General features: G+C 62.9%; 14 protein-coding genes. 6 read left to right on the top strand and 8 right to left on the bottom strand.

Features of this window, described 5'->3' with window-relative positions:
• Positions 1–43: 43 nt before the first annotated feature.
• A complete protein-coding gene (gene mgtE, locus K663_RS16805) occupies positions 44–1,477 on the bottom strand; it encodes a magnesium transporter (RefSeq protein ID WP_062121200.1) in 1,434 nt (477 codons plus the stop codon).
• A gap of 157 nt (positions 1,478–1,634) precedes the next feature.
• Here mgtE and K663_RS16800 point away from each other — a divergent pair, with 157 nt between their 5' ends.
• Positions 1,635–2,087, top strand: coding sequence for a peptidylprolyl isomerase (locus K663_RS16800; RefSeq protein ID WP_062121198.1), 453 nt, complete (start codon positions 1,635–1,637; stop codon positions 2,085–2,087).
• Positions 2,088–2,178: 91 nt separating this feature from the next.
• Here K663_RS16800 and K663_RS16795 read toward each other — a convergent pair whose 3' ends face one another.
• The 3 genes from K663_RS16795 to ppc all read right to left on the bottom strand — a co-directional run bounded on the left by K663_RS16795 (position 2,179) and on the right by ppc (position 6,344).
• Positions 2,179–2,823: a hypothetical protein gene (locus K663_RS16795; protein ID WP_062121641.1), complete on the bottom strand. Its 645-nt coding sequence runs from the start codon at positions 2,821–2,823 to the stop codon at positions 2,179–2,181.
• Positions 2,823–3,365: a hypothetical protein gene (locus tag K663_RS16790; RefSeq protein WP_062121196.1), complete on the bottom strand. Its 543-nt coding sequence runs from the start codon at positions 3,363–3,365 to the stop codon at positions 2,823–2,825. The genes K663_RS16795 and K663_RS16790 overlap by 1 nt, the downstream gene beginning before the upstream one ends.
• A 282-nt stretch (positions 3,366–3,647) precedes the next feature.
• Positions 3,648–6,344, bottom strand: a complete 2,697-nt coding sequence (gene ppc / locus K663_RS16785; protein WP_062121194.1) for a phosphoenolpyruvate carboxylase — start codon at positions 6,342–6,344, stop codon at positions 3,648–3,650.
• A gap of 138 nt (positions 6,345–6,482) precedes the next feature.
• On the opposite strand from ppc, the gene K663_RS16780 reads away from it, so the two are divergent.
• A complete protein-coding gene (locus K663_RS16780; RefSeq protein ID WP_062121193.1) occupies positions 6,483–7,937 on the top strand; it encodes an ATP-binding protein in 1,455 nt (484 codons plus the stop codon).
• Positions 7,934–8,401: a low molecular weight protein-tyrosine-phosphatase gene (locus K663_RS16775; RefSeq protein WP_062121191.1), complete on the top strand. Its 468-nt coding sequence runs from the start codon at positions 7,934–7,936 to the stop codon at positions 8,399–8,401. The genes K663_RS16780 and K663_RS16775 overlap by 4 nt, the downstream gene beginning before the upstream one ends.
• Positions 8,402–8,584: 183 nt before the next feature.
• Here K663_RS16775 and K663_RS16770 read toward each other — a convergent pair whose 3' ends face one another.
• Positions 8,585–10,684: a malate synthase G gene (locus K663_RS16770; protein ID WP_062121189.1), complete on the bottom strand. Its 2,100-nt coding sequence runs from the start codon at positions 10,682–10,684 to the stop codon at positions 8,585–8,587.
• Between the two features lie 105 nt (positions 10,685–10,789).
• Here K663_RS16770 and K663_RS16765 point away from each other — a divergent pair, with 105 nt between their 5' ends.
• The 3 genes from K663_RS16765 to K663_RS16750 all read left to right on the top strand — a co-directional run bounded on the left by K663_RS16765 (position 10,790) and on the right by K663_RS16750 (position 13,926).
• Positions 10,790–11,707, top strand: a complete 918-nt coding sequence (locus K663_RS16765) for a LysR family transcriptional regulator (protein ID WP_201026716.1) — start codon at positions 10,790–10,792, stop codon at positions 11,705–11,707.
• 643 nt (positions 11,708–12,350) lie between these two features.
• A complete protein-coding gene (locus K663_RS16755) occupies positions 12,351–12,599 on the top strand; it encodes a hypothetical protein (RefSeq protein WP_145902351.1) in 249 nt (82 codons plus the stop codon).
• Between the two features lie 145 nt (positions 12,600–12,744).
• Entirely contained in the window at positions 12,745–13,926 is a 1,182-nt protein-coding gene (locus K663_RS16750) for an acetyl-CoA C-acyltransferase (RefSeq protein WP_062121182.1), read from the top strand.
• Positions 13,927–13,955: 29 nt separating this feature from the next.
• Here the strand turns inward: K663_RS16750 and K663_RS16745 are convergent, their stop codons facing one another.
• From K663_RS16745 to K663_RS16735, 3 genes are all read right to left on the bottom strand, one after another.
• A complete protein-coding gene (locus K663_RS16745) occupies positions 13,956–16,262 on the bottom strand; it encodes a PAS domain S-box protein (RefSeq protein WP_062121180.1) in 2,307 nt (768 codons plus the stop codon).
• A gap of 195 nt (positions 16,263–16,457) precedes the next feature.
• Positions 16,458–16,961: a hypothetical protein gene (locus tag K663_RS23960; protein WP_145902350.1), complete on the bottom strand. Its 504-nt coding sequence runs from the start codon at positions 16,959–16,961 to the stop codon at positions 16,458–16,460.
• Positions 16,962–17,187: 226 nt separating this feature from the next.
• Entirely contained in the window at positions 17,188–17,598 is a 411-nt protein-coding gene (locus tag K663_RS16735; protein WP_062121640.1) for a low affinity iron permease family protein, read from the bottom strand.
• Positions 17,599–17,714 lie beyond the last annotated feature (116 nt).

Genomic DNA, 17,714 nt, shown 5'->3' with positions numbered 1-17,714 from the left:
CAAGATGGGCGCTGGATGATCGCGGTCAAGGCATCCCGGCGGCCTACAGGCCCCAGACGGTCGCAAGCCCCAGGAAGGAAAAGAACCCCATGACATCGGTCAATGTCGTCACGAACACGGCGGATGACACGGCCGGGTCGATGTTGAACCGATCCAGCGTCACGGGAACCAATATGCCCGCCAGCCCCGCGACCAGATTGTTGATCAGCATCGCCATCGCGATCACCAACCCCAGATCAGGGTTGCCATAGATCAGCCCGACCGCGATCCCGACCAAAATCCCCAGCGCCGTTCCATTCGCGCTGGCGATGCGGAATTCGCGCACTATCTGGCGGAGAGTGTTGGAACTGGTCAACTGGTTGGTTGCCAGCGCCCGCACCGCGACCGCCATGGTCTGCGTTCCCGCATTGCCGCCCATGCCAGACACGATAGGCATCAGCACCGCCAGCACGACATATTTGGAGATCGTCTCCTGAAAGAAGCCGACGACCGAGGCGGCCAGGACCGCCGTGCCCAGATTGACGACCAGCCAGGACAGGCGCGTGCGCACCGCTTCCAATATGGGCTGGTTGATGTCGCCCTCGCCCGCACCGGACAGGCGCAATATGTCCTCGCCCGCTTCTTCGGCGATGATGTGAACGATGTCGTCCACCGTGATCATGCCGACCAGCCGACCGCTGCCATCTACCACGGCGGCGGAGATAAGCGCATATTTCTGGAAACGCAGCGCCACTTCTTCCTGGTCCATGTCGACCGGGATCAGCGTCTGCTCGCGCTTCATGACGTCCGCCATCGCGACGGAGCGGGGGCAGGTCAGTATCCAGCTCAACTGGCACGTGCCGATCGGCTTGTGCGCTTCGTCCACCACGAAGATTTCCCAGAAATCGGTGGTCAGGTCGCGATTGTCGCGCAGATAGTCGATCACCTGCCCGACGGTCATATGTTCGGGCACCGCAACCAGATCGCGCTGCATCAAACGGCCGGCGGATTCCTCGGGATAGGACAGCGCGCTTTCAATCGCGGCGCGGTCTTCCGGGTCCAGCGCATCGAGGACGGCCTGCTGGTCGGCCGCCTCCATGTCCTCGATCATCGCGACGGCGTCGTCGGTATCCAGTTCGGCGGCGAACTCCGCCACCTGTTGCGGCTCCAGCGCGTCGAGCAGGTCGTCGCGGACATAGTCGTTCAGCTCGGACAGCACTTCCGCGCCGACGAGGTCGCCCAACGCCGCCGCGACCTGACCACGGCGGTCCGATGGCGTCAGTTCCAGAAGGTCGGCAATGTCCGCCGGATGCAGCGGCGACACCAGATCCCGCGCCAGGTCGCGGTCGCCATCCTCCACCGCGTCCAGCACGGCGGACACGAAATCCGGCCTTAGCCGGTCGTCCTCGTCATGGCGTGATTCCGCCTGATCGGCGGCCTTGCCATCAATAGGCAGTTCGTCCGGCCGGGGTTCGGCCATGTCGGCTCGTTCGCTCATCGCGTCCCCTACTGTCCGGTTCCTGTAGCATTTCGCTGCTTTTGCCGATGAACGGGATAAATGCAATGCCTCAAAGGTTGATTGAGGCGCTTCCATCCACGCCCTAACGCTCTATATGAACCCACATTTCCACACTCCCCCGAAAGAGGAGAATTTCATGGCCGACGAAACGCTCACCCTCACCCTCGACAGCGGCGGCGATGTCGTCATCAAGCTGCGTCCCGATCTGGCGCCCGGCCATGTCGAACGCATCGCTGAACTGGCGAAAGACGGCTTTTACGATGGCGTCGTCTTCCACCGCGTCATCCCCGGTTTCATGGCGCAGGGCGGCGATCCGACCGGCACGGGCATGGGCGGGTCGAAGCTGCCTGACCTGAAGGCTGAATTCAGCCGCGAACCGCATGTCCGTGGCGTCTGTTCGATGGCCCGCTCGTCGAACCCGAACAGCGCGAACAGCCAGTTCTTCATCTGCTTCGACGACGCAACCTTCCTTGACGGTCAGTATACCGTATGGGGCGAAGTCACCTCCGGCATGGAACATGTCGATGCCCTGCCCAAGGGTGAGCCGCCGCGTACGCCGGGCAAGATCGTTAAGGCCAGCATTTCCTAAAAGCTGACCGCTCAATCCGCGTCGAGCGAAGCCGAAGAACATCGCGCATGCAGTGTCCCGGCTTCGCTCGACAGGAACGGTCAGTCAAGCGTCACTCCGCAACGTTGCTCGCCGCGTCTTGATTTTCAGGCGGAACGTAAGGCCCAATCGCCTCGATATGCCAGCGCCGGTCCGCATCGCTCGATCCCGGCACATCATTGGCCCGCCGCAGCGTCACCTGCCGCAGCCTGTACCAAGGCTTGCCGTTCGCCGCGAGCCGCCCGTAAACCTGCACGGGCACCGTCACATACAGCGATCCCGCCGCGCCCTCAATCTGCCCCGGCGCACCGATATTGGCGTGGATCTCGCTGAAACTGCGGAATCGCCGCGCGAAAGCTTCGGCATCCTCGGCACCCACGGCGCTCTGATCGTTCCACAGGTCCTGCGCCTCATCGAACCGGCGCTCCTCCAACAGGCCATAATAGCCCTGCACGAGTTGCGCAGCGCCTTGCGGCCCATCGGGATCGATCGCACCCTCTTCCAACGGCGTCCCGTCGTCGGGCAACCCGCCCGGCGTTCCGGGCTCAGGCGGCTTTAGCGGTTCCAACAGCGTACGCGCCTCCGCCTGCAGGTTGTTTTGCACCTGCGCCGCGTTGGCGCCGTTGGCGAGATTGTCGATCGCGCTTTCCTCCCGCCCGTCACAGGCGGCGAGCGAAAGACATGCGACAAGCGCGGCGGCTGCCCCCTTGGCCCGCATCAGCGCCGCAAAGTCCCGCGCCAATTGTTGTCGCCGTCGGATCGTGAGCCGCCGGAGTCGCCCGACCGGCCAGACCGGCCACCGCTCCAGCTTCCGCGCGGGCTGCCGCCCCGCGGCTCGCTGCGCGCTACGGGCGGAGCGACAGCATCGCCACGGTCGCGCCCACGGCCACCGCGCCAGTTCCGCCGCTCGCCCTGTTCGGGCCGCGCCAGACTGCCGCGCCAATGCTCGCCGCGCTGGGCCTGCTGGCCACGCCGGCCTTCCCAATAGCGCCGCTGACCATCGTTCCAGCGATGACGGCGGCCACCGCGATCATAGACGTAATAACCACTGCCGGGATAATAGAAGCCGTTATACCAACCGCCATAATAGCCCGGCTGGTAATAGCCCGGACCCCAATAATCATCGTAATAGCCGCCAGCATAATAGCCGGACCCGACACTGACGCCGCCATAATAGCCATTGTCATAGCCGCAGCCGCCCAAAGCGACCGTACCAGCAAGGCCAATCGCAGCCAGAAGCTTCTGTCCGGACCACGTCATTGCCTCTCTCCTTCTCTCCAATAATGGCAGGATAACGTTCGCCGGTTGAATTGGTTGTGAATGAAAACCAGACAGCTTCTGCTGTCCAGCGCTTTGCAGTCGCACTTCGACTTCTTTGCGCCCACACGACAACATCGTTCATCCAGCCTTCATCTGAACAAAGCGATTTGCCTAAGGATCATTATTGGAAAGGTCGCGTGTCGGCCTGTCTGACGCCTTGCGCCTTCCTTCCAGAAGGCCAGGGGTTCGGGGCGGCGTGGACTGCCGCCGTCCCGGATTCCCCTATCCGCTATTACGCAATGCCGTCGCGATCGCGTTGATGGACAGCTCGATCCCTTCCTTGACGCGCGGGTCATCCTCGCCGCCGCGATGCCGCTTCATCAATTCTACCTGCAGCAGGTTCAGCGGCTCGATATAAGGCAGGCGCAGCCGGATCGATTCGTCCAGCTTGGGATTCTTTTCCAGCAGCCGCGATTGCCCGGTCGCCGCCAGCAGCCCGTCATGGGTCAGTTCCCAACCTTGCCGGATCCGGTCGAATATCGCCCCACCGACCGCCTGATCCTCGACCAGCGGCAGATAATGGGCGGCAATCCCCAGGTCCGACTTCGCCAACACCATCTCCAGATTGGCCAGCGCCGACTGAAGGAAGGACCAGCATTGCGCCATGTCGGCCAGCAGCGCCTTGTCACCGAACGCCTCGAACGCCTGTCCCATGCCGTACCAGCCCGGCAACATCACGCGCGCCTGCGACCAGCTGAACACCCAGGGAATCGCGCGCAAATCCTCGATCCGCGTGCTCTTGGTCCGGCTTGCGGGCCGCGACCCGATCTTCAGGCCTGAAATCTCCTGTATCGGCGTCAGCTGGCGGAAAAATTCCTTGAACCCTTCCGTGCCGTAGACAAGGTCGCGATAGGCGGAAAAGGCGCTTTTCGACAACTCGTCCATCGCCGCGGTGAAGCGCGCCGCATCCCGGTCCGAAATACCCTGTGGCTCCAGGCTGGCGAGCAGCGTGGCGCTCGTCATCGCCTCCAGATTGGTCATCGCCACATCGCGCGTGCCGAACTTGGCGGCGATCACCTCGCCCTGTTCGGTGATGCGGATGCGTCCCTGCACCGTGCCCTTGGGCTGCGCCTGGATCGCGGCAAAGGATGACCCGCCGCCGCGCCCGACCGCACCGCCACGGCCATGGAACAGCTGCATCGCCGTCCCCGCCCTTTCGAACACCGGCGCCAGCGCCTTGCTCGCCTGGTATAGCGACCAGGTCGATGTCATGTAGCCGCCATCCTTGTTGCTATCGGAATAGCCGATCATCACTTCCTGATGACCGCGTTCCCGGACGACACCGGCTATTTCCGGCAGTCCGAAATAGGCGGCCATGATGCTGGGCGCGGCCTCAAGGTCGGCGATGGTCTCGAACAGCGGCACGGCCATGATCGCCGCCTGCGCGGGCGCATTGTCCTTGCCCGTGCGCCACAGGCCCGCTTCCTTCAGCAGCAGGTTGACCTCCAGCAGGTCCGAAACGCTTTCCGCCTTTGAAATGATATAGTGGCTGATGCACGCCGGGCCGTAGATGCGGTGCGCGTCCGCCGCCGCCTGCACGATCGCCAGCTCCGACGCCGTCTCCTCCGAATATTCCGAAAAGCGCGTACCCAGCGGACGATTGCTCGCCAGTTCCCGCCGCAGCAGGGCGATGCGCGCATATTCGTCCAACGCCGCATAATCGTCCTGCACTCCTGCGACCTTCAGCAGTTCGGTAACGACCCGCTCATGCACATCGCTATTCTGCCGCATGTCCAGCGTCGCGAGATGAAAGCCGAACGTCTCCACCGCCCGGATCAAGCGCCCCAGCGCCCCGCCGGTCGCCAGCGCGCCGTCCCCCTCGCCCGCCAGCCCCTGCGCCACGGTGACCAGATCCCGCCGCAGGTCGCCCGGCTGCGCATAGGGTTCGCCCGTCAACCGGGAAGGCCGTGGCGGTTCATGCCCGACCATCGTGCGATATGTCGCCGCCAGCCGGGCATAGATGCCGGAAATCGCGCGGCGATAGGGTTCATCCTGTCGGCTGGGCGATGTGTCGCCGCTCGCCTCAGCCAACGCCAGAACGCCGTCCGGCACATGCGCCAGTTCGGTCGAAAGCGACAATTCCGCACCCAATGCGTGCAGCGCGTCGAGATAATAGCCGACCGCCGCCTCGCATCCGCGCGCCAATGCAGACCGCAATTGCGGGGCCTGGACAAAGGGATTGCCGTCCCGGTCCCCACCGATCCAGTTGCCCACGCGCAGGAAACTGGGCGGCCGCACGCCCAACACGCGCTCCCACCGGGCGTAGAGCGCAGGCAGGACCGGCAGGAAAACGTCCCGGAAATAGGTCAGGACATTGTCGATCTCGTCCTGCACGAACAGCTTTTGCCGCCGCAAAGGCCGGGTTTGCCACAGCAGCGCGATCTGCCGGGCAATCGCCTCGTCCAGATCCTCGCCCTCATCGGTCTCGCTGCGCCCCGCATCCTTCAACAGCATCAGGTCGGCGATGCGATTCTTGTGGTCGATCATGCTCTTGCGCCGCACCTCGGTCGGGTGGGCGGTCAGCACTGGCACGATCAGCGCATTGTTGAGCAGCGCGAGCACCGCATCCCGATCGATCCCGTGCGACGCCAGCCGCTCTATGGCGGATTCGACATCGGCGTCAGGATCTGCCGCCACGCCCTGCCGATCCTCGGCCAGATTGGCCAGCATCGAAAACAGCATGAAGCCGCGTACGAAGGATAGCGTATCGTCCAGGCTCAACGCCTCCAGCCCGGTATCGACCACATCCACCCCGTGGATGCCGCGCGCCCGATCGACCGATGCCGACCGGATATATTCCGTCTGCCGGTACAGCCTGTCCCCGCCATAGGCCCGGATCACATCGCCCAACAGGCGTCCGAGATAACGGATGTCAGGATTTTGCGTGACGGGCGGAGTAGAGGATACAGGAGTCGCCATAATGTGGATGCTGCACTGCACCAATGATGGGGTCAAGGGGAACCCACCCGACATACGCCTCCCCCGTTCGGGCTGAGCTGGTCGAAGCCCGCACGCCGCCCTTGCGCGAATGCCATCCTATGGGCCAAAGACGCTGCTGTGACCGCCACCATCAGCATAGGAACCGACGGCAACGGCAATCCCGTTCCGATCGACGTAGAGGAACTGCTCGCCACCCGCCTGCTCGTTCAGGGCAATTCGGGCTCGGGCAAGTCGCACCTCCTGCGCCGTTTGCTGGAAGAAAGCGCGACGCTGGTGCAGCAGGTGGTCATCGACCCCGAAGGCGACTTCGTCACGCTGGCCGATGAATATGGCCATGTCGTCATCGACGCGGGCGATTATAATGAGCGGGAAATCGTCAAGATGGCGATGCGCATCCGCGAACATCGCGCCTCGGTGGTCCTCAGCCTCGAAAGCCTGGAACTGGAAGCGCAGATGAAATGCGCCGCCACTTTCCTGTCCACCCTGTTCGACGCGCCGCGCGACCATTGGTATCCCGCCCTTGTCGTGGTCGATGAAGCGCAGATGTTCGCGCCTGTCGCCGCCGGAGACGTCTCCGACGAAGCCCGCCGCCTGTCGCTCGCCGCCATGACCAACCTCATGTGCCGGGGCCGCAAGCGCGGCCTGGCAGGCGTCATCGCCACCCAGCGGCTTGCCAAGCTTGCCAAGAATGTTGCTGCGGAAGCGTCCAACTTCCTGATGGGCCGCACCTTCCTCGACATCGACATGGCCCGCGCCGCCGACCTGCTGGGCATGGAGCGCCGTCAGGCCGAACAGATACGCGATCTGGAACGCGGCCGCTTCCTCGCGCTTGGCCCCGCCATCTGCCGCCGCCCGGTCGCCGTGAAAATCGGCGCGGTGAAAACCAGCACGCGCGGCGGCACGCACAAGCTGATGCCGCCCCCGGCCGCCGCGACCGAAAATATGCAGGAACTGCTCTTCGCCAGCGCGGGCGAGGATGACGCGCTCCCGCCTCCGCCGCCCCGCGCCGCACCACCGCCCCTACCTGCGGAAGAGCTGATGCGCGCGCTCGCCAACACGCCCTCGGCAAAGCCAGCCGCGCCCGAACTCGACTTCGGCCAGAACGAGCCGGTGGTCATCGCTGTCCTTGAAGAGATCGTCGCCGACCTTGGCGACGCGCAGCCCAGCGTCTCGACTCTCTATCAGGATTTCGGCGTCCGTTGCCGGATGAAGGGGCTGCGCACGCCTCCGCTCGACCTTTCCGCCTTCCGCAAGCGGTTCGCCATGGCGCAGGCGGGCATGTTCGACGCCGCCGACCCGCGCTGGGACGATGCGATGAAGGCGGCCCAGCCCCTGCCCGAAGACATGCTGGCCCCCTTCCTCCTCATCGCCCGCGCCGCGATGCAGGGCCTGCCCTGCCCCGACGATGCCGCCCTCGCGCGCGCCTATGGCACCAGTTCGCCGGGCCGGGTCCGCCGCCTCATCGACTATATGGAAAAGATCGGCGTCATCGTCGCGCGCACCGACTTTGGCGGCCGGCGCTCGATCGGCGTGCCCCAACTCGGCCTCTCCACCGCAGCGGCCGAAGGATGAGCGTCTCCGTCCTCTTCGTCTGCCTCGGCAATATCTGCCGCTCGCCACTGGCGGAAGCCGCGCTGCGCGCCGAAGCCGAACGCGCAGGACTTTCCATCCAGGTGGATTCCGCTGGCACCGGCGACTGGCATGTCGATTGCCCGCCGGACAGCCGCGCGCAGGCGGTCGCGCTGCGTAACGGCATCGACATATCCACCTATCGCGGCCGGCAGGTAACGCCCCAGGATTTTCACCGCTTTGAACATATTTTCGCCCTGGACGCGGAAAACCTGAAAAACCTTCGCCGCATCCGCCCCTCAGACGGCACCGCCCACCTCCGCCTCCTCATGGACATCGTCCCCGGCCGCGAAGGCACCAGCGTCGCCGACCCCTATTTCGGCGAGGATGCGGGCTTCGACGAGACTTGGGAAGACGTAACCCGCGCGGCAATGGCGCTGATAGAACTGCTACGGGGCGTCGGCTGACCAAAGCCTCTCATCCAGAAGTGCCTTCAAAACCTTTGCGAACTCTGCGCCTTGCGCGAAAAATCAAAGGCTCCCGTCGAAGGCACGACCGATGAGCAGCAGCGGCATGCAGCAGTTCAAGGCCGGCGTCCTGCCGGTGCTGCTCTGCTCCGCCGTGACATGCGCGGCCTATGCCCTGCTGATCTAGGCCGCCTTCACCCGCGCGCGATAGGCATGCAGCAACGGCTCGGTATAGCCATTGGGCTGCGCCACGCCTTCGAAAACCAGCGCCCGCGCCGCCTGGAACGCCAGGCTGCTCTCTTCCCGCCCGCTCATCGGCTGGTAGAGCGGATCGCCCGCATTCTGCGCATCGACCTTTGCCGCCATCCGCCGCAGCGCCGCCTCGACCTCATCGGCTGAACACACGCCATGCAGCAACCAGTTGGCGATATGTTGCGAGGAAATGCGCAACGTCGCGCGGTCCTCCATCAAGCCGATGTCATGAATGTCCGGCACCTTGGAACAGCCGACGCCCTGGTCCACCCAGCGCACGACATAGCCCAATATGCCCTGCGCATTATTATCCAGCTCGTCGCGTATATCCTGCGGAGACCAGTTCTGCCCCGCCGCCAGCGGGATCGTGAGCAAGGCATCCAGCCCCGCCACCGGCTCAGCCTTCCGCTCTTCCTGCCGCGCGAACACATCGACCGATTGATAATGCGTGGCGTGCAGCGTCGCGGCAGTAGGCGATGGCACCCAGGCCGTATTCGCGCCCGTCATGGGATGTCCGATCTTCTGGTCCAGCATGTCCGCCATCCGGTCTGGCGCGGCCCACATGCCCTTGCCGATCTGCGCCTTGCCGGACAGCCCGCAGGCAAGGCCGATCTGCACATTGCGATCTTCATAGGCCTTGATCCACGCCGCGCCCTTCATGTCGCCCTTGCGGATCATCGGGCCCGCGCGCATCGACGTGTGGATTTCATCGCCCGTGCGATCGAGGAAGCCGGTGTTGATGAACACGATCCGGTCGCGCACCGCATGGATGCAGGCGGCAAGGTTGGCGGACGTCCGCCGCTCTTCATCCATCACCCCGACCTTCAGCTGATGCCGGTCCAGGCCCAGCAAATCCTCGATCGCATCGAACAGGTCGTTGGTGAAGGCGACCTCTTCCGGCCCGTGCATCTTGGGCTTGACGATATAGATGCTGCCCGCGCGGCTGTTGACGAAACGCCCCTTCCGGCGAAGGTCATGCAAGGCGATCAGGGTGGTGACGATGCCATCCAATATCCCCTCCGGCGCCTCCGTCCCATCGGCCAGCCGCACGGCGGGCGTCGTCATCAGATGGCCGACATTGCGCACGAACAGCAGCGACCGTCCCGGCAGCGTGAAGCTGCTTCCGTCCGGCGCGACATAGCTGCGATCGCCATTTAACCGCCGCGTCATCATCGCGCCATTCTTGTCGAACGTCTCTTCCAGTTCGCCCTTCATCAGCCCCAGCCAATTGGCATAGGCCGCAACCTTGTCGACAGCGTCCACCGCCGCGACCGAATCCTCCAGGTCGCAGATCGTCGACAGCGCCGATTCCAGAACAATGTCGGCCAGATGCGCCGGATCATCCCGCCCGATGGGATGTACGGCGTCGATCACCAGCTCGATATGCAGGCCGTTGTTGCGCAGCAGGATATTGTCGCCAGCGCGGCCCGCCAGTTGCGTTGGATCACGCAGCACAGGCGCGCCGCCCGTCCAGTCGGTCCAGCTTCCTTCGGCCAGCGGAACCGCCCGATCCAGAAACGCCTTGGCCCAAGCGATGACCTGCGCGCCGCGCGCCGCGTCATAGCCCTTGCCAGCAGGCGTGTCGGTGATCGCATCGGAGCCGTACAGCGCGTCATACAGGCTGCCCCAGCGCGCATTGGCGGCGTTCAGCAGGAACCGCGCGTTGAGGATCGGCACGACCAGCTGCGGACCGGCCAGCGTCGCCAGTTCATCATCGACCCGCGTCGATCCGATGGCGAAAGGCGCAGGCTCCGGCGTGAGATAACCGATCTCCGTCAGGAACGCCTGATAGGCTCCGTTATCCAGCTTCTGCCCGGTCCGCGCGGCATGCCATGCATCAATCTGTGCCTGGATCGCGTCCCGCTTTGCCAGCAGAGCGGCATTGCGCGGCGCGAACTGCGCGAAAATCCCTGCCACCCCGCTCCAGAAGGACGCGGCGTCAATGCCGGTCCCCGGCAAAACCTGCTCATCAATGAAGCCCGCCAGCGGCGCGGCGACCTTCAGGCCGGATTTTTCGATCATGTCGGGCATGGAAACACTCCGCAAAAAGACTGCGCTTCGCCTATAGACCCTTGGCCATCCTCGCACTAGGCAACAAAAGGTTGAAAGATATTTTCCTGTGGGGAAAAGATGACGATGGACCCGGATTATGTTCTGTTCGCTAGGGCGATCGACGCGGGCAGTCTGTCGGCAGCGGGCCGGATACTCAACATTTCGCCAGCGATGATGTCGAAGCGCATTTCGCGCCTTGAAACACGCCTTGGCGTCCGCCTGGTCCACCGCACCACCCGCAGGCTGGCGCTGACCGAGGAAGGGGCTATCCTTCATCGGGACATCGTCGCCATTCTGGAAGCGATCCAGCAGGCCGAGGACCGGGTCATGAACCGCCACCGCGCCGCAACGGGATCGCTGCGCATCTCCGCCCCGACATCATTTGGCCGGCTGCATGTCGCGCCGCATGTCGGCCGCTTCCTCGACGCCCATCCAAGGGTCGAACTCCAACTCAATCTTTCCGACGCTTATGAAGACCTGCTGGCCCAGCGCATCGACGTCGCCATTCGCATAACCGATGCCATTCCACATCATCTGGAAGGACATCATCTGGCCGCCAACCGCCGCATCCTGTGCGCCAGTCCGGCCTATCTCGCCGCGCATGAAGCGCCTCGAAAAATCGCCGACCTGCCCGACCACCGGCTGCTCGCCGCGGAAGGACAGCTTCCCTGGCGGCTGGTCAACGGCCGGTCGCGCAAGCTGATCGACGGCCGCAGCCATGTGCGCACCAACTCCAGCGAGATCGTCCGCGAACTGGCGCTGACCGGCACCGGCATCGCCCTCCGCTCCCTCTGGGATGTGGGCGTCCTGCTGGCCGAAGGAAAACTTGTCCGCATCCTGGATGGCTGGGAAGGCCCCGATGATCTTGCCGTTTATGCGGTTCACCCACGCGCCGCCGGTCGCCCCGCCGCCGTCGATGCCTTCATCGGCTTTCTGCGCGATATCTTCCGCCATGCATCGTGGAATAAGGGCGGACGGACGATCCCGGACCCGGCCCGTTGACTGGAATTTCCCTGTTTTCGCAGCCCATTACGCATAAAAAAATTTTGGTGAAACAGGGTCAGAAAATTGCAGCATTTTTGCTTATAACCTGCATTATAGCTGCCGCGACAGACCCGATGATATAAGGGTCGGCATAAGAAGTAGAGAGGACAGGGTCATGCGCCCCCATGACGCATCGCATTTTTCGGCCTGCGCGGCCAAGGAAGCGCGGCGGGCCAGAGAAGCCCGTCTGCGCGGCGCAGACCAGGCGACCATCGCCCAGCACAATGAACGAGCCGTCCGCTTCCAGGCGATGGCCCTGCGGCTTCAAAGAAGTCCTGCAACCTCGTTGAACTGAGCTTCACTCTTTTGGGTAGGATGGAAGGAGTGCAGGGCACGGATTGCGCGCCACTGATGAAAGTCTCCGCACGCAGGAATTGATATAGCGCGCCTACCGGGTACGAGTTCGCCGCGAAAAATATTTACTATCAATATCTTATAAATGCTCGTCGATACACTCGGAGCAGAAGTATAGACGATTTCAAATGATTGTAATCTTTACTTAGGTTATCGCCAGGAAATTTCGCATGATGGTTGACGGAGGCGCGGCCTTATGTAAATTTCCGTTACGGTAAGCTGAACAAAGAATCGGCTGCTGGAGAGGATGCCAATGAAGCACGCACCAGTCCGGGGTGCTGTTTTTCACGCGATTCTACGCGATTGCCTGGAAGCACAGCGCGCTCCCAAGGAAACTGAAATACAACTGATCGCCTGCAAGATCTGGCAAGACAGTTTCGCAACTATTGCCAACAAGGACTGGCACGATCTTGTTCCTGACAGCCAGGAATATCAATATACTATCGACGCCGCTCGAATGGCCTTCGGCATCCACGCAGCGAATAGCGCCGCCTGACAAGTTTTCCAGGCTCAGCTTCGCTCCATCAGACACTCGAGCGCTGCAAAATTTGCACCTTCATTCGTTATTTTGCCCCCTCCCCCTGCCAAAACGACGCCACAATTCTCATATCGCACAGGGCAATTTGGGATGGGAATGAGAAATGCGCGATCCGGTCGTCATAGTGGGCTATGCCAGAACGCCCATGGGCGGGTTCCAGGGCGCACTATCCCCACTCAAGGCGACTGAACTCGGCGCGGCCGCCGTCAGGGCCGCAGCGGACCGCGCACATGTTCCGACCGATAGCATCGGCCGCATCTATATGGGTTGCGTCCTTGCCGCCGGACTGGGGCAAGCCCCTGCAAGGCAGGCTGCACTCGGCGCGGGCCTGCCGGAGTCCGTCGAAGCCACGACTATCAACAAGATGTGCGGTTCGGGCATGCAGGCCGCGATCATGGCGCAGGAAGCGCTTCTCGCCGGAACTGCCAACATCATCGTCGCAGGCGGCATGGAAAGCATGACCAACGCCCCCTATGCACTGCCTAAGCACCGTTCCGGCGCGCGCATCGGTCATGACCGGATCATCGACACAATGATGATGGACGGGCTGGAGGATGCCTACGAACCCGGCAAGGCCATGGGCGTCTTTGCCGAACAGGCCGTCCGCGATTATCAGTTTACCCGCGCCCAGCAGGATGACTATGCGGTCCGATCCCTGGAACGCGCTCAGGCGGCCATCGCCAGCGGCGCTTTCCAGCGCGAGATCGTCGCCGTATCGGTGCCGGGCCGTTCCGGCGACACGCTGGTCGACACGGACGAACAGCCGGGCAAGGCGCGACCCGAAAAGATCGCGTCCCTCAAGCCCGCCTTCGTCAAGGACGGCACGATCACCGCCGCCAATTCGTCGTCCATCTCCGACGGCGCGGCTGCGCTCGTGATGACCCGCCGCAGCGTTGCGGAACGACTGGGCCTGCCGATCCTCGCGACCGTTATCGCCTCTGCCGCGCACGCACATGAACCGGCCCGTTTCACCACCGCTCCGGTACCCGCCATCGCCAGGCTGCTTGAGCGGGCAGGTTGGTCAGTTGGTGACGTCGACCTGTTTGAAGTCAACGAAGCCTTCGCCGTCGTCGCCATGATCGCCGCAAGGGAATTGAACATCCCCACCGAAAAGCTCAACGTCAACGGCGGCGCGACCGCATTGGGTCACCCGATCGGGGCCAGCGGCGCACGCATCCTCACCACCCTGATCGCAGCGCTGGAAAATCGCGGCCTGAAACGGGGCATCGCCAGCCTGTGCATCGGCGGTGGCGAAGCGACCGCGATGGCAATCGAACTCGCCTGACCGTATCTCCGGCGACTCTCGCCAGGTGATCAGGACGGATCGGTCAGCATTGCGCGGATGCGCGTTGCCAGCGCCTCCATCGCGAAGGGTTTTGTGATCATTTCCATCCCCGGTTCCAGGAAACCCGACGCAAGGGCGGCATTTTCCGCGTAGCCGGTCATGAACAATATCTTGAGCGAAGGCCGCAGCTCCCTCGCCGCGTCGGCCAGCTGGCGACCGTTCAGGCCCGGCAATCCAATGTCGGTGACAAGGAGGTCGATCCGGCGCTTCGACCGCAGCATATCGAGGCCGCTGTTGCCATCGACCGCCTCCAGCGCGGCATAGCCAAGTTCATGCAATTCTTCCATGATCAGACCGCGCACCACGGCCTCATCCTCGACCACCAGAACCACTTCGCCGTCCTCGGCCTGATGAAGGGCGCTCAGTTGCGGGACGCCTTCCTCCTCCTCTGCGCTGCCACGGTAACGGGGCAGATAGAGTTTGAAGGTCGTTCCCTGACCAACCTCGCTGTAGATCTTGGCATAGCCTTCCGACTGCTGCGCAAAGCCGTAGATCATCGACAGGCCCAGGCCCGTGCCCTGGCCGATCGGTTTCGTCGTGAAAAAGGGTTCGAACGCCTTGCTGATCGTGTCGGCGCTCATGCCGATGCCTGTATCGCTGACGCACAGGCAAACATATTGGCCCGGCCGTACGCCCCGTTGTCGCGCGACATAGGCGCGGTCGAGATGGGCGTTGCACGTCTCTATCGTCAACTTGCCGCCGTCGGGCATCGCATCGCGAGCGTTGATCGCGAGGTTCAGGATTGCGCTTTCCAGCTGGTTGGGGTCGCACTTCGTGACCCACAGTCCGCCCGCGAGTACCAGTTCCAGCTCGATCCGTTCGCCAATGGTGCGGCGAAGCAAGTCCTCCATCGACGCGACGAGGGCGTTGGCCCGTATCGGCTTGGGATCCAGCGGCTGACGGCGGGAAAATGCCAACAGCCGGTGCGTCAGGGCCGCAGCGCGATTGGCAGCGGTCGATGCGCCGGTGATGAAGCGATCCAGTTCGTCCAGCCGCCCCTGCGCCACCCGCCGCTGGACGATCTCCAGACTGCCGGTGATACCCTGGAGCAGGTTGTTGAAATCATGCGCGATCCCGCCGGTCAGCTGGCCCACGGCCTCCATCTTCTGCGACTGGCGCAACGCCGCCTCGGCATCGGCCAGGGCGGCAGCGGCCTCAATCTCCGCCGTGATATCGCGGCCGAAGCCATAGAAGGTGTCGTTTTCCGGCACGGTCGTCCACTGGATCGTCCGCTGATCGCCACTTTTGGTGCGCAGGGTCTTGCGATAATCCAGCATCGACGTCCCCGCCCGCAGCGTTTCAACGCGACCATGCCAGTCGGCTTCATCATCGACCATGAAATCCGTGCTGCGGCGGCCCACCGTCTCCTCGCGCGACCAACCAAGCGTCTGGGTCCAGGACGGATTGACGTCCGTGATATAACCATGTGTGTCGGTAACGACCTTCAACACTGGCGACAGGTTCCAGATCCGGTCACGATCGCGCGCAAGGTGGCGCTCGTCAGTGATGTCGCGTCCTACGGCATGAATGCGGCCAGCGTCGGGCACAGCGGTCCAGGCAAGCAGGCGATACCCGCCTTCCCGCGTGCGATAGCGGTTTTCAAAAGACATTGTGCTAAAACCATTGCCAAGGCTGGCCATTTCCATGTTGGTGCGGTCCAGATCGGCGGGGTGGATAAAATCATATAACGGTCGCCCAACCATCTCCTCCTCGACCCATCCCAGCATGCGCGTGACCGAGGGGTTGACCGCAGTCACGGTGCCATCCAGCGCGCAGACGAGCAGCAGATCGCGCGAGATGGACCAGAGCCGATTGCGGTCATCCTGAAGGCGGCGGCTTGCCAGCACCTTTTCTGTCGTTTCGATGACGAGCGCGACGACCCCGATTGGCGCGCCGTCCTCATCGAGCACCGGGGAATATTGCAGGTCGGTCCACAACTGCTTGGGCGTGCCGTCGCGGATCAGCGTCAGTTCCTGGTCCTGATAGGACAGCGTACCGCCTTCGCGGTAGACCTTCTGCATGACATTGGCATTGAAATCGGCGACTTCGTGCCAGCCCTCCAACACATTGGTGCCAAGCAGGGCGGGATGGCGCGCGCCGGCAAACAGCCGGTAGGCGTCATTATAGATCATGACGCCTTTTTCTCCCCAAAGCGTCACAATCGGCACGGGGGATCGCAGCGCGAAGCCGAGCATGCTTCTCATCGCCCCGCACCACCTGTCGATCGGGCCGAGGCCGGTGCGAGACCAGTCGAATTGGGCGATCCGATCGCCCATCTCTCCGCCACCGCTTAGAAAATTATGGAAATTGCCGTCCACAGTCCGGTCTGAAATCGTCACCCTTTACCCACCCTTTGGACCGGGACATGATTTTAACAAGTCAGCAACAGTATCTCCCGCCCGACCGGAACTTCCGACCGCCTGAACAGTTCCGCGCGGACCGCAGTAATTTGGATGTGGATAACCGCATGGTTATGCAGCGGGCTGCATATCGAAGGGAAGCTCGACGTCCGCTTGCGCGGCGCTGACAATGCCCTGCTCATGTTCGACCATCAGGTCCACGAATTGCCACCAGGCCACATCCCTCGGACGCAAGGCCACCAACTGACCATTGCGTGGGACCGCGACCCAGCGGGTTCCGCGCCGTTCAAATTTCCAATGGGGATCGCAGTTCAGCGGAACCTGCTCAAATTCGGCGGAGCCATCCCATTGCTGCGCGAATATCTGTCGAAGCTGGGCGGGAACTTCGCGGTGCACACCGCCGGGGAATTCGACGAGAACAGACATGATTGGCTCCACGTGGGGCCGCAAGTCGGCCGCCGCACGACTGAAACGCACAGCCCGTGATTGAGTTCTCGCCTGAACGGGCAAGGCGCAACTTTTCCAGAAAGGGCGGGGAGCTGAGCCTTTCCGTCCCAGGGTATTGCCCTGCACTTGCAGTTCTTCGACGATCTGATTCACATAATCGCGTTCCACAGTCCGATTTCCGCTTCTGACAAATGATGATGTTACGCAGCATCAGCGTGTCGCTCCGTTCCAGATCCGTCGTGTTGATCGCGCCGCCCCAGGCGTCGATATCGCTGATCGGCATTCTGTGGTGGCGGAGCGCCTGAGCCTGAAGCAGCACGGCAGGGCGCGCGGGGCTGATCGCGCCTGAAACCTAGTCCGAGGCAGCAGGTTAGTCAGGCGCTCGGGAAATATCCTAAGTGCGCCAAAGAACGTGCTCGATGCTCTTGTGGGCGGTTCGCGCCTTGCCTTCGGCATGGGCCACTTCCTCCTCAAGTGCCGCGCGGATCAGTTCCACCTCATTGGCGCTGCGATGTTCGATGCCGATAAATTGTTCGCGTGCCGGATCGAGCGCGCGGATCAGTTCGTCCAGCTTCGCCTGCATCGCCGCCGCGTCGCGATTCTGGCTGTTCTGGATCAGGAACACCATCAGGAAAGTAATGATCGTCGTGCCGGTGTTGATGACGAGCTGCCATGTGTCGGAATATTGAAACAACGGGCCGCTGACGCCCCAGATGACTATAATCCCCAGCGCCACCGCAAAGCTGAACGGCTGTCCCGCGGCGGCAGCGATCCGCGTGGCGAGAGCGGTGAAAATTCGGTCCATCATATCTCTTGTCCTCGTGCGGCAGTCCCGTGCGGAACCGGCGACATCAGAAACAATCGATAAAGCAAGATGGTCAAGACGCGCTGCGATAAAAGCCACAGCATATGCAATCCCAT

Origin of the sequence: Sphingobium sp. MI1205 (assembly GCF_001563285.1) — a bacterium.
In the GTDB taxonomy this organism is placed as follows: domain Bacteria; phylum Pseudomonadota; class Alphaproteobacteria; order Sphingomonadales; family Sphingomonadaceae; genus Sphingobium.
The sequence above is the reverse complement of the archived record's forward strand: the minus strand, read 5'-3'. Positions and strand labels throughout refer to the sequence as shown.